General features: G+C 39.4%; 11 protein-coding genes. 8 read left to right on the forward strand and 3 right to left on the reverse strand.

Going from position 1 to position 12,430, the window contains the following annotated elements:
- The first annotated feature begins 138 nt into the window (after positions 1 to 138).
- Positions 139 to 1,137, forward strand: coding sequence for a sialidase family protein (locus tag I6N96_RS14020; RefSeq protein ID WP_245186979.1), 999 nt, complete (start codon positions 139 to 141; stop codon positions 1,135 to 1,137).
- 258 nt (positions 1,138 to 1,395) lie between these two features.
- Here the strand turns inward: I6N96_RS14020 and I6N96_RS14025 are convergent, their stop codons facing one another.
- Complete coding sequence (locus I6N96_RS14025; protein ID WP_245186980.1) at positions 1,396 to 2,769, reverse strand: MFS transporter; 1,374 nt, start codon at positions 2,767 to 2,769, stop codon at positions 1,396 to 1,398.
- A gap of 596 nt (positions 2,770 to 3,365) precedes the next feature.
- On the opposite strand from I6N96_RS14025, the gene I6N96_RS14030 reads away from it, so the two are divergent.
- The 6 genes from I6N96_RS14030 (at position 3,366) to I6N96_RS14055 (ending at position 8,636) form a co-directional block, all read left to right on the forward strand.
- The gene (locus tag I6N96_RS14030; protein ID WP_209558175.1) at positions 3,366 to 4,343 is read left to right on the forward strand and encodes a dimethylarginine dimethylaminohydrolase family protein; all 978 of its coding nucleotides are present in this window, start codon (positions 3,366 to 3,368) and stop codon (positions 4,341 to 4,343) included.
- A 195-nt stretch (positions 4,344 to 4,538) separates the two neighbouring features.
- Positions 4,539 to 5,003 carry a helix-turn-helix domain-containing protein gene (locus I6N96_RS14035; RefSeq protein ID WP_209558176.1) on the forward strand — a complete coding sequence of 155 codons (465 nt, stop codon included), beginning with the start codon at positions 4,539 to 4,541 and terminating at the stop codon, positions 5,001 to 5,003.
- Position 5,004: 1 nt separating this feature from the next.
- A complete protein-coding gene (locus tag I6N96_RS14040) occupies positions 5,005 to 5,751 on the forward strand; it encodes an ABC transporter ATP-binding protein (protein ID WP_209558177.1) in 747 nt (248 codons plus the stop codon).
- Complete coding sequence (locus I6N96_RS14045; RefSeq protein ID WP_209558178.1) at positions 5,741 to 6,385, forward strand: ABC-2 transporter permease; 645 nt, start codon at positions 5,741 to 5,743, stop codon at positions 6,383 to 6,385. The genes I6N96_RS14040 and I6N96_RS14045 overlap by 11 nt, the downstream gene beginning before the upstream one ends.
- Positions 6,386 to 6,718: 333 nt before the next feature.
- Entirely contained in the window at positions 6,719 to 7,924 is a 1,206-nt protein-coding gene (locus I6N96_RS14050) for an MFS transporter (protein WP_209558179.1), read from the forward strand.
- A gap of 190 nt (positions 7,925 to 8,114) precedes the next feature.
- Positions 8,115 to 8,636: a helix-turn-helix domain-containing protein gene (locus I6N96_RS14055; protein WP_209558180.1), complete on the forward strand. Its 522-nt coding sequence runs from the start codon at positions 8,115 to 8,117 to the stop codon at positions 8,634 to 8,636.
- A gap of 218 nt (positions 8,637 to 8,854) precedes the next feature.
- Here I6N96_RS14055 and I6N96_RS14060 read toward each other — a convergent pair whose 3' ends face one another.
- Complete coding sequence (locus I6N96_RS14060) at positions 8,855 to 10,375, reverse strand: helix-turn-helix domain-containing protein (protein WP_209558181.1); 1,521 nt, start codon at positions 10,373 to 10,375, stop codon at positions 8,855 to 8,857.
- Between the two features lie 240 nt (positions 10,376 to 10,615).
- Here I6N96_RS14060 and I6N96_RS14065 point away from each other — a divergent pair, with 240 nt between their 5' ends.
- Positions 10,616 to 11,662 carry a peptidase gene (locus I6N96_RS14065; RefSeq protein WP_209558182.1) on the forward strand — a complete coding sequence of 349 codons (1,047 nt, stop codon included), beginning with the start codon at positions 10,616 to 10,618 and terminating at the stop codon, positions 11,660 to 11,662.
- Between the two features lie 253 nt (positions 11,663 to 11,915).
- Here the strand turns inward: I6N96_RS14065 and I6N96_RS14070 are convergent, their stop codons facing one another.
- Positions 11,916 to 12,407, reverse strand: a complete 492-nt coding sequence (locus tag I6N96_RS14070) for an AraC family transcriptional regulator (protein ID WP_209558183.1) — start codon at positions 12,405 to 12,407, stop codon at positions 11,916 to 11,918.
- Positions 12,408 to 12,430 lie beyond the last annotated feature (23 nt).

Genomic DNA, 12,430 nt, shown 5'->3' on the forward strand with positions numbered 1-12,430 from the left:
TCATTTCCAAGTTGTTTTTATCCTACCATATTTTATTGGTTTTGATTTGCGCAAGCATTTTTACGATTAGAGGTTCACTAAAGGTTCGCTCAGTATAGTGAGTGTGTAAAATAAACCAACAGAAAAGAGGAATTCGATATGAATGATAAAAAGTTTAATGATGATGAAAAGCAAACGAATGGACGGATGAGTAATAAACAATGGTATCATTCGTTAAAACAGCTGCCTGTCCGTGTGCGAACAGGAGCAATTCTTTTAGTTGCAGGATTGGCAATTGGTGCTTACTATACTGGAAAAAGCACTGCGCTGGCAGAAGAGGCCGCAGCACCGGCAATCAATGTCTCATCTTCTGCTGAAAAGAAGGCTAATCTTGAAGGAACAAAAATTAGAAGAAGCAATAATAAATGGCAGTTCTCTTCTGATGATGGAAAAACTTGGACAGAAACACCTCCGGAAGGAATTTACGAAGGAAATGACGGCCGTTTATACTATGAATCGGAAAAAATAAAAGGGATGAATAATGAGTCGAAAGGAGAAATCGCTGATTTCCCTTTTGAAGATGAGTCCGGAAATAGTGTGATCATGAAGCGGGAAAATGATTCATGGCAATTTTCTTCTGATGGTGGAGAAACTTGGACAGACGAAGCACCAGAGGGAGTAGAGGTTGGCGATGATGGTACGGTCACTTGGAAAAGCGAAGATGGAAAACAGGTATCAGAGTATGATCCGTCAAATGGGCAATGGAAGTACTCGGATGATGGTGGGAAAACCTGGTCCGATCCGTTGCAGGAAATCGAGGATTGGATAGAGAATGGCTTTACAATGTCAGTAGCCGAAGGGATTTTGATGAAGCTGCAGGATGGAAAAGTAGTTTATTCAACAGATGAAGGAAAAACCTGGTCGGAGGAAGTACCAGAAGGACTTGAGGTGCCGGAAAATAGTGTGATCGCTAAAGGCGAAGACAGGAAGATGAAGTATTCAACAGATGGTGGAAAAACCTGGTCTGAAGAAAAACCGGAGGGCTTTGAAATCCCAACGGTCGAGGACATCTTGGATTCATTACCGGAAGGATTCGTTCCATCAACAGATGAAACGGAAGATTCTGATGGCTTGGATACAAATGCAACAGCCCTATAAAAATAGTAAACAGGAGATGAGTGGGACAATAATCTGTTCCCACTCTTTTCCATGCCTTAAATCGGAATAAACGGCGAGTCAGAAGCGGCTTATTGCTGTGAATCACTGTGATTGCTTACAAAGTAAGCAGAGCAGATGCTGAAAAGTACCTACCTGGTGCTTGTAGCTAAATACTTCTGCCTCGGCCTCTTCCTTTTTAGCGTAGACTGATTCTGGTATCAAGAATCGGTCTGTTTTGTACCTGTACCACAATGCTACTCAATCAACAGCTTTTGCTGGTAACACAACAAGTCTGATAAAAATTATCACAAAGCTGAGGATCAGTAGAGCTAGTAGACAAAGCAAAGTCAGCTTTCCACCGATAACTGTACCTGCTGCCGGATTACTTGCTGATTTTTGTGAAAGGTTTAAGATGAGGGCTGCAAAAGCAGTTGAAACAGCGCCGATGAATTGCTGCAGTGTGCTGAAAACAGCATTGCCGTCACTTTGCTTTTCAACTGAGATAGCGGAAAGTCCAACTGTCATTAAATTACTGTATGCTAACCCAAGACCAATCATGAAAAGAACATGGCAGCCGATAATCAAATAGATTGTACCGCTGGCCAATAGAAGAGAAAGGAGACTCCAACCAGTGAGTGAGAGGATCAGTCCAAGTAAAATTGGTTTTTTAGCACCTAAGCGATCAAGGATTTTTCCGGAAATTGGCGCAAATACAGCACCTACTAAGGCGCCGGGGAACATCATCCCTCCTGCTTGAGAAGCGGAGGTTTTAAAGACGATCTGCATGAAATTAGGAATGATGAAGGAAACGCCTAGAAGCATCGCTTGAAATACTAGGAAGCCGAATAAACAGCTCCTGAAAGGTTGATTTTGGAAAACGGATAAATCCAATAATGGATTTTTTTTATTACATTCATAAAAGATCAATACACTGCCAATACCGATGACTAGGATAAGCCAAAAAATTGGTTGTTCGAAATAATTGAAGGACAGAAGTAGCGAGCTGAACATAACAGCTAAGGCAAGAGTTGCTGGCAGGTTAAGTTTTTCAGTTTTCTCAACGGGTTCCTCTGGAATTGCGTATAGGCCGATAATGGCAGCTATCGCCAAGACTGGCAATAAAAAGATGTAGATATACGACCAGCCAAGTGTAGAAGTCAGCAATCCGCCGTAGGTTGGCCCTAAGGCGGGAGCGATGGAGGTTGTCAATGTTCCGACACCGATCATCATTCCTCTATTTTTGAGCGGTACCTTTGTTAGAATGATCGAAAACATCAAGGGGAGGGCAATCCCTGTAGCAATTCCTTGAAACACTCTTCCCATCAGCAAAAGGGAAAAATTGATTGGAATACAGTTGATGGAGACGCCGAGAATAAACAGGATAATGGCACTCGTAAATAGATTTTTCATGCTGTAGTTCTTTGTTAGGTACGAAGAGAGCGGAACAATAATGGAAATCATTAATAAATAGATTGTTGTGACCCACTGTACCTGAACAGTGCTGATATTGAATTGTGCGATCAACGTTGGGAATGTCACATTCATGGCCGTTTCGATCAAGACACCGCTGAATGTTAGTACACCAGTAGCAAGAATTGCCAGGTATACGTTAAAAGTTCTCATATGTTTCATTTTCTTCACCTCTTTGTTTTGTAGGAAAAGCTGAACAGACTGGGAGCTTCAAGCAATAGGATAACTTGACCTAATGGTGCCCCTTTGCCATTAAGGACAAATTATCTTATTGTCGAAGAAGCTGGTCTGTAAAGCTAGACAATAAGAAAAGCTGAACAGACTGGGAGCTTCAAGCAATAGGATAACTTGACCTAATGGTGCCCCTTTGCCATTAAGGATAAATTATCTTATTGTCGAAGAAGCTGGTCTGTAAAACTAGACAAAAAAATAGAGACAAGATTCCAAAGAATCTCGCCTCTATTTCGGCACATTTAAGATATGTGCTATCTGTACGATACTGTTGATTATATCGAAATAATGAAAACAGTCAACAGGAAAGAAATGACTTAAGATTTTCTTAAGGTGAAAAACAGTATTGGGAAATCTTCTGTTAACTCCAGTTATTTTATAGAAAAAAGACATCTAAATATAAAATCTATGACAGGGAAAGATCGGTTTATCGTGAAGCTAATTAGAATAATCAAAGCGTTATCGTCGACATTCTATTCTTTTACCGTTATCCTGAGTCGTGAGAAATCCTTAGGGAGGAAACAGAGATGAAGAAAATAAATGTTGTCAGTGAATTTGCGCCGTTGCGTTCCGTAGTATTAGCACAGTCTCAATTCTGTTTTCCGTCAGAGGCCGGGGAAGCGGAATTTGATGATTCCTTTTTGACAGAAGAAAATGCACGTCTTGCAAGAGACAGTGCCGGAATGGATTTGTCGGAAGCTGATAGTGAAAAACAAGAACAGTGGGAGAGCGAAAAAGAAGCGATGAAAGCATTGCTAGAGTCTTATGGTGTCGAGGTATTGAGGCCAAGACTGTTGACAGCCTATGAAAAGGAGTCTGGTAGAGCATCCGGAGCAGGCTATAGCAACTTCTTCTCACGAGATCCTTTTTTTACGATTGGCAATGTTTTGATAGAGGGAAATTTGAAGTTCATGCATCGACGTCATGAAATTCTGCCCCTTCGCCCAATCATTACTGAGTGGACTTCTGCAGTGGATTGCTATTACTTTGCGGCTCCTCAACCAGATATTTCAGATGGTACAGCCAGTGAGACAGGACCATTCATCGAAGGTGGCGATGTTCTTGTTTTAGGTAAAACTGTTTTTGTTGGTTATTCCGGATTAGCGAGTAATTTGCAAGGGATCCATTGGCTGCAGCAGATCATGGGGTATTTTGATTTTGAAGTGATTCCAGTAAGACTGCATCCGCACATTTTACATTTAGATTGTGCGTTGAGCTTATTGCGAGATGGATTGATGATCGTGTGTGAAGAAGCATTTTTAGATGGTATCCCAGAGCAACTGCAGAGCTGGAAGAAAATCTACGTTTCTCTGAAAGAAGCCTCCATACTGATGACAAATGGTCTTCCTATAAATGAGAATGTTTATATCACAGATTGTGCATTTTCAGAGCTTATCGCAAAGATCGAAGCCAAAGGGATCGAGGTGCGGAGCATCGATTATCAGATTTCCAGAATCTTCGGCGGTTCTTTCCGCTGTACAACGCAAGCGTTGGTTCGTGAATGATCATATTTTTAAAGACAGCTATGCAGAGAACTCCTCTCCTGTGCAGCTGTTTTTCTTTGTACTCTACTGTAAGCAGTTAAGGAGAAAGGGGTGTCTATCGATACAGGCAACTTTCGTTAACAAATATTGTTATCGATGGTTGGTGTGCATGATGTGAGAAGTAGGATATAGTTAATGCAGAGAGGTGTGAAAAGTATGAATAATCAAAATAATCTTGTCGCAGCGAATTTACGCTATTTACGAAATAAAACGAAATGGTCTCAGGAGCATATTGCTGAGAAAATCGGTGTATCCCGTCAGGCTGTAGCCAAATGGGAAAACGGGGAGACGATGCCCGATTTGATCAACTGTGCTTCTCTGGCAGATTTATATGAGGTATCTTTGAACGATCTCGTTCGTCATGATCCGGAAGAAGCGGGCATGCCGATCGGACCTGTGAATAAGTATATTTTTGGCGTTGTAACTGTTGGTGAGCGTGGTCAAGTTGTGTTGCCGAAGAAGGCAAGAGATACCCTTGGGATCAAAGCAGGAGATTCGCTAGTAGTGCTGGGAGACACAAGTCCGGCGACAGAAGGGCTGGCGATGATCAAAAATTCGACCTTTACTCGGGTAACAGGCGAAGCAGTTGATAAGCTTATTCCAAAAAGTGAGGAGCATTGAGATGACATTGCTGGATGTGAAAAACATAACGAAAGAATATCCTTCCTTCGCTATTCGGGATATCAGTTTTATTATTCCAAAGGGGAAAATCATTGGCTTGATTGGAAAAAATGGTGCGGGAAAATCAACAACATTGAAATCTATTTTAAACTTGATCCCGATCGATCATGGGGAAATCGAGATGTTCGGCAAAGATTTTTTCACGGAAGAAATATACTGTAAACAGAATTTAGGCGTTGTTTTGGGTGGTGTAGATTTTTATAAAGAGAAAAAAATCAAAGATATCACGAAAGTAACGAAACGATTTTATACAAATTGGGATGACGCAGCGTATCAGAATTATTTGTCTGAATTTTCTTTAGATCCGGAGAAGAAGATCAAGGAATTATCTGCAGGGATGCAGGTGAAATATTCTATTGCGCTGGCGTTGTCGCATCATGCAAAGCTCTTGATTTTTGATGAGCCAACAAGCGGGCTCGATCCAGTATCTCGTGATGACCTGATCACGATTTTTCTTCAAATCGTAAAAAGTGGGGAGCGAAGTATCCTTTTTTCAACACATATTACCTCTGATTTGGAAAAATGTGCAGATGGGATCATTTATATCAAAGATGGCGCGTTGATAAAATCTGCGGAAAAGATTGCATTTATTGATTCTTTTCAATACCTGAAGACACCGGAGGATATACAGGATTTGTCTTTAGAAGAGATCATGATTCGAATGGAGGGAAAGCATTATGATTTCTAATCTGCTTTATAAGGAGCTTCGTTTGGCTGCACATCCTAATCTATATATTTTTACGATGATGGGGCCGCTGTTATTAGTTCCTGCCTACCCATATACAATGGTCTTTCTTTTCAGTTGTATCGGGAACTTTGTTAATTTCATGTATGTTAGAGAAACAAATGATATTTACTATACTGCACTTTTACCAATCAAAAAAAAGGATGTTGTGAAGTCAAAAATGCTTGTGGTAGTGATTTCTCAGCTCGCATTGATTTTGATTTCTATCCCATTTGCTTTTTTACGCCTGCTGTTTCTTTCTGACGGAAATCCGGTGGGAATCGAGGCAAATGTTGCGTATTATGGATTTGGCTTGATGATATTTGCTGTATTCAATTATCTGTTTCTGACAGGCTATTTTAAAACAGCTTATAAAATTGGGCTGCCATTTTTTATCGGTGCCGCAGCAGCCGCAGTTATCGCTGTATTGGCGGAAGGGATCGTTCATATTCCGCAGCTTGCTTGGCTGGATTCTGTTAAAATGAATGATCAAATCAAACAATTGCCAATAGTAATATTAGGTGGAATTCTATATGGTCTTGCAATTCTGATAGCCTATAAGAAATCAGTAAAAAGATTTGCGAAAGTAAATTTGTAAAATGAACGGGCAAAGACTAAAGAGAGCGGGAGGGTATTCGGCAGAGTATCGAACCTGCTTTTTTTGTCTTTTTGAATGAGAGAAATCAAAAGTGGGTTGTTCAATAGATGAGAAGACTTTCTTTTGTCTATTAACGTAGTAATACGTCCATATTTTTAGTGGAAGCAAGGATTCTTTTCTACATATTTTTCCTAAAAGAGCTTGAATTTCTTTTCGTTTCAGCCTATGATAGTGGTATTGTATTTATTTTTTGGAAATCTGAATTTCTTAATAGGAAACAATGGCTGGGTTAAGCTATAAAAAATGAGTGAAAATGGAAAGGGTTTAATTAAAATGTTGAAGAATTCGTTTTATGAGGAGTTAAGTGAGACGAACAAATATATCATTCGTTGCTGTTTCTTTATTTTTTTTGTTAACGGGCTGTATGCAATGATTTTCGGCTCACTGTTGCCCTTACTGAGTGATGCGTATGAGCTGAATGATACAGTCAGTGGTATGCTGATTTCCAGTCATCAAGCTGGTAATCTGTTGGCAGGATTGCTTGCTGGTATTTTGCCTACCTATATTGGACGTAAGAATTCTATTTTATTTTTAAGCAGCTTTGTTGTGATTGGATTTCTACTGATCATTGTTACAGGGCAGCCGTGGCTGTTACTTGTAGCTTTCTTTTTTACAGGAATCAGTCGGGGCAGTATTTCTAATTTTAATAACAAAACAGTAAATGATGTTTCAAACAGTAGTCCTGCGGCCTTGAATTTTCTCCACAGCTTATTTGCAGTTGGTGCGCTGCTGGCGCCATTTCTTGTAATTGTGTCTACTGCACTATTTGGCTCACGAGGTTGGCAGGTCAGCTGTATGGTGGTTATTGTGCTGATTTTGATTTCTCAATGGATGTTTTCAAAAATGTCTATAGAGGAGGAACAGCCTCATTCCAATCATTCATCAAAAGAGAGCGGCTATACATTTTTTAAGGATAAACTTTTCTGGAACACGGTTGTTATTCTCTTCTTTTATCTCTGTGCTGAGGCTGCAATTACAGGATGGCTAGTCAAATATTTTGTGGATGCGCATATCATGAATGTTCAACAAGCACAATTACTGGCTTCATTGCTTTGGCTGGCAATCTTGTCAGGACGATTGCTCTGTACCTTTTTTGGCGATCGTTTGAAGCGCAGTCACTTATTACTGTTTATCAGTGTAGGAGCAAGCTTGTTCTACTTCCTATTGTTGTCAACACAAAGCTTTTCAGTAATCGTTTTGGCTATCTTTGGTTTAGGTGCCTCGATGGGCGGAATCTATCCGACAGCGATGACAATTGCCGGACCATCAATTAGGAAATACCCGATGGCAATGGGTTGGTTGTTGATCATTGGCGGTATAGGCGGCATCACAATGCCGATCGTCACAGGTATCTTGTCAACAAATTACGGGATCTATGCAGGGATGGCAGCAATCATTGTCGCAATTATTATTATGCTTTTAGGTGTAGTTGCTTATATTTTCTTTGAAAAAAAGCGGATAGAAAATTTGGCTGATTGACTGAGGAATAAAAAAATACGAATATTCTTCGGAATTTTTTTACTTGTGCAGTGAAGTTTATATGAATGCTAAATATGGGAGAAACCGCTATAAATCAAGGGTGGAAACAACTTTCTATTGCCAACATACGAGAATATACGTAGACTAAATGGAAAATAGTATACGAAATAATCAGTTGTAGGTGAGAAAAATGGAAATCAGTCAAGTAGTGAAAGACAAGCGCAAAGAACAAAAGCTGACACAGGATCAGCTGGCAGAAAAAATATTTGTATCTAAAAAAACCATCTCCAATTGGGAAAATGGCAGAACGACACCAGATATAGAAAGCTTGATTCGAATCGCTCATTTATTTGAGTTATCTTTAGATAGCTTATTGTTGGAAGGATCGAATATTGTTGAAGATATCAAAAAGCGTGAAAAGCTTGCAGAGCTGACTCAGGTTTATTGGTTGGGACCGGTGATTACAGAAATACTGCTGTTGATTTTGCTGTATCTTCCTTCAGGCAACATGGAAAATCGTTGGATGCTAGGTGTGATAGTCATAGCGGCAATCACAAATCTGCTTTCGATCATCTATTTTAAAGGAAAGATATACGGTCTCAAAGGCATGGAAGAAAAGCTGAACAAGGAATTGAAATATATGAGAATCAGCGGGCTGGTATTTTTGACAATCGTGCTTTTGTTTTTGTTTATTATATATAATTTTTACTGAAAAATAGAGAAGACTATATTGTTTATCAGAATTTTTAAGAGAGTGGGACAATAATCTGTTGCCACTCTTTTCCATACCCTAAATCCGAATAAACGGCGAGTCAGAAGTAGCTCCTACGACAATAAGCCGGAATTCAACAAAAATTTGTGAAACAATTTTCGTGAATTCCGGCTTATTGCTTGTAGCTAAACACTTCTGTCTCAGCCTCTTTTTTCATTTTACCCTAACGATTGCGCCCGAATCTCGAAAATATATGTTCCGATTTTACTGATGATCATTTCCCAGTCATCTAGTTCAACTGTTTCATTCAATAGATAGATTCTTTTGATAGGCTCCGGAAGGTTAGGGAGTGGGCAATCACTGATGACGATGTCACAGGTTTCCATGAATCTCTTTTTTAGTGCAATGTGATCAGAGGCGTATATCTGCTCGATCTTCCCTATAATATCTTCACTGACGTAGTAATCTCTAGTGTAGTTGATGCCAATGATGATCGGCCGAGCTGCTTTATACCGATCAAGGAGATGGAACAGATCCTCGACCACCCAATCGACATTTTCTTTTTTTGCTACTTCAGGGATAAGGTAGCTATACGTTTCTCTGAAGCCTAAATAGAAGTCTTTGATTTCTTCTTTGACAAGCAGAAAACTTTCACGTTCTTTGTATAAGCTGAAAGAGGGCAAAGGTGTGTTTGGCTGTGTTTCGCAAAAATATTCGTTATAGAGTTTGTTTCTAAGTGAATTTAGAATATGCAGGACTTTTTGATTTTCCGGAATGCTCAGACCAAAAAACGCACAAAATTTTTCAACCAATAATTTGGAATAAATCAGAGAAGGCATTTTCTTTTCTAAAAGGATATCGTATTGGCGCCGATTTCCCTGATCACTTTCGATTTTAGGCAAAGAAAGGCGGACCAGCACATTGAGAATAATGCGCTGCTCATCACTTAAGTGGATGTCCTCATGAAGCAAATCAATGTTTTTATCGAGAAAGACGACGCTTTCCGGATATGTTTGAATGACCTGCTGGATCTCTTTTATAGAGGTGTAAGGAAAGTTAGTGGTACAGATTTTTAATAATAGATAGAGTTTATCCATTAGTCCGCCGTTCAGGCTGATCAGCATCCCCTTTTTGAAATAGCGGTTGAGCATGTAGGCGACAGACTCTTCGCTTTCCTTTTGGAAGGGGCGTGATGTATTTGAGAATATATTCCAGTAAACATCCAGGATGCAGTATTGGATTTGAAATTCGCTGCCCGTAACAAGCTTTTTTCCTGCTTGGGAAAACCGAATAGTAATACCATAGAGCGATAGAAAACTGTTGACTGTTTTCATTCTGGTATACAGATATGAGGTACTGTAGTTTGTCCGGCGACTGAGGGCAAGGATAGAAGTGATTTGGTTATTCAACAGAGCAGTCATGATCGAATAATTGGTTGCTTCTGTGCAGTAAAGACCAAAAAGCCGATAGTAACAGTCGATACTGCTGTCATCTGTAGTTTCTATTTTAACAAATCTTTGCTGTGTGATGATTGCTACAGACTGGATCTCGAGACGTTCGACATCCTTTTTCAGCTCATTGATATAAATCAAAAAATTGTTCTCGGACATATTGAATTCTTTTGCCAGATACGACACGGTGATAAAGAAATTGTTTTTTAATAAGAATTTTGTGATTTCCAGCTTCGTCACACTTTTTTTGGTTAAAAGATAGTCTTTGATTGCTTCTTGTGTCTGCATAGTATCATCCTCCTGCTTCAACAAAGTAAATGATGTCCATCCTCTTCATCTTATCATGCCATAAGAAAAAGAGATAAGAATGTGAAACGAGAAAAGAGTATTTTTAGGAGCCTCTCTCTAAATTATTGTAATTTTATTTTTTTCTTCAGCAAAAAAAGTAAACGGACAACTGTTATTTGTATTATTTTATTGTTATCAGGTATTGGCCAACTGGGAATAAAAATGAAAGAAGGAATAATTGTGAGTATGATGCGAATGATGCTGGTATCGCTTGCTATGTTATCTACTGCTTCGATAAGCAGCGATGGTTTGGTGGATGGAGATGTTTCAATTTCGGAGGAAGCGGCTTTAGTAAGCCGGGAAGCGAAATGGGCAAATGCAGATCGAATAACGTTTGTTGATGAGTATTCATTGTTTAATTCCGGAGTTGCGAAGCTGCAGGTGGGCAAACCGGTCACGGTTTATGCAACAATCAATTATTCCGGTGATAGTGATCCGATTTCACAATCAGTTGTTTCATTTGAGAATGTTGATCCGGCATTATCGATTGATTATGACGGTACTCTTTTATTCGACGGCAAACAAGCAGCTTTTTCTTTTACAGTCACGTTATTAGAGTCCATTCAGGCACCTAAATTGTTTAGTGTCAGAGTGTCAGATGGTCAGCCGGAAGACAATCAGCATTTAACTCCGTATAGTCAAAGACAGACTGTCATTGAAGATGCATTATTTAAAGACCCGATTACAGAATCCAGCAGTGAACCTGAAATAGAGACGAGTACAGATAACACAGAAGAACAAGAATCTGACTCAAGTACTCCGCCAAATGAAGAGCCGAAGGTTGAGAATAGCACAGAAACAAGTGAAGAACCACCTATGGACAATAGCTCGGAACCAGTGGAAAAGCCGGAGGACAGTACAAATTCAAGTGAAGAGAATGAAATAGATAGCAGTACCGAACCGAGTCAGGAAAGCAGCTTAGAATCAAGTTCAAATTCAAGCGATGACAAGCCGAAAAACGAAACGAGCACAGAAACGAAAGAAACATCAACTAGAGATTCTGAGCCGCCTTCAAAAGTCAAGGGAAGTTCTGAAGCAATGGGAACTAAGACGTCTGTGGGAACAGGCAATACGGGCTATACGAAAGGCATTTCTGAAAAGCGAAAGAAGTCATCTTTCCCATCAACAGGAGACAATACAAAGAACCGTTTGTTTACTATGGGTATTTTTATAACGGCTGCTGCTTTACTTATTTTTCTTTATACGAGCAACAAAGAAAAGAAATAACCAATCGAGTATTTTAAGACGACTCAACAATATATGGATAGAAAAGGTCTGTGGGTTTGTTAAAGGTAGAAGTGTGTGTAGGCAATGCGACGAATCTATCCTCCCCAAAATATGAAACGTTGACGTCTTTTAATAAAAAAACAGAGGAACGCTGCTTCGACGGATGCAGCATTCCTCTGTTTTGCTTGTTATAGCACATGATATAAACGAATTATCGTTAGTCCATAATTCTGTTTTTCAGCCAGATAAAGCTTTAAAGAATCGGAATATAAATATCAGTTAAACTTTTGTCTTTTAGACTTTTAGGCGGTTCTGTAATATACATTTCAAACGGAACAGCATCTCTTATTCTAGCTTTATTTTTAAAAAGCCATTCTTGGTACATATATTGCCAAGCTTCTTCGTACTGGTTACCTGACATTTCAAAGTGGCCAACAGCAAATTTTCCTGAAATGCTGGATACACAAACATTTCCACTTTCAACTACTTTTGCATTTGCTGGAATAATCATTGCTACACTGGTACGAAGATTCACTTCCTCTGTAATAAAAGGATTGTCGTCATAAATTGTCAAAACCTTTGTTTCGTCAGAACTAATTAAGTTATTCTTGGCAGCAAAGTCGAATAATTCTTTGAAGAGCTTCCTGCTTTGTCTTCTGAATTCAACATAGCTCCCCCTAAAACGAATATAGATAATTCTTTGCTTCTCTAGTTCCTTTATGGTGATATTGATTGGCTCGATCATAATAATTCCTCCTTGTTTTTACT

The organism is Enterococcus larvae (assembly GCF_017830045.1).
GTDB lineage: Bacteria > Bacillota > Bacilli > Lactobacillales > Enterococcaceae > Enterococcus_L > Enterococcus_L larvae.

What these genes read in the sequence shown, in the direction of transcription:
- I6N96_RS14070 (WP_209558183.1), bottom strand. Translation starts at nt 12,407, where the DNA reads ATGATCGAGCCAATCAATATCACCATAAAGGAACTAGAGAAGCAAAGA.
- I6N96_RS14050 (WP_209558179.1), top strand. Translation starts at nt 6,719, where the DNA reads ATGTTGAAGAATTCGTTTTATGAGGAGTTAAGTGAGACGAACAAATAT.
- I6N96_RS14045 (WP_209558178.1), top strand. Translation starts at nt 5,741, where the DNA reads ATGATTTCTAATCTGCTTTATAAGGAGCTTCGTTTGGCTGCACATCCT.
- I6N96_RS14020 (WP_245186979.1), top strand. Translation starts at nt 139, where the DNA reads ATGAATGATAAAAAGTTTAATGATGATGAAAAGCAAACGAATGGACGG.
- I6N96_RS14055 (WP_209558180.1), top strand. Translation starts at nt 8,115, where the DNA reads ATGGAAATCAGTCAAGTAGTGAAAGACAAGCGCAAAGAACAAAAGCTG.
- I6N96_RS14025 (WP_245186980.1), bottom strand. Translation starts at nt 2,769, where the DNA reads ATGAAACATATGAGAACTTTTAACGTATACCTGGCAATTCTTGCTACT.
- I6N96_RS14035 (WP_209558176.1), top strand. Translation starts at nt 4,539, where the DNA reads ATGAATAATCAAAATAATCTTGTCGCAGCGAATTTACGCTATTTACGA.
- I6N96_RS14030 (WP_209558175.1), top strand. Translation starts at nt 3,366, where the DNA reads ATGAAGAAAATAAATGTTGTCAGTGAATTTGCGCCGTTGCGTTCCGTA.
- I6N96_RS14060 (WP_209558181.1), bottom strand. Translation starts at nt 10,375, where the DNA reads ATGCAGACACAAGAAGCAATCAAAGACTATCTTTTAACCAAAAAAAGT.
- I6N96_RS14040 (WP_209558177.1), top strand. Translation starts at nt 5,005, where the DNA reads ATGACATTGCTGGATGTGAAAAACATAACGAAAGAATATCCTTCCTTC.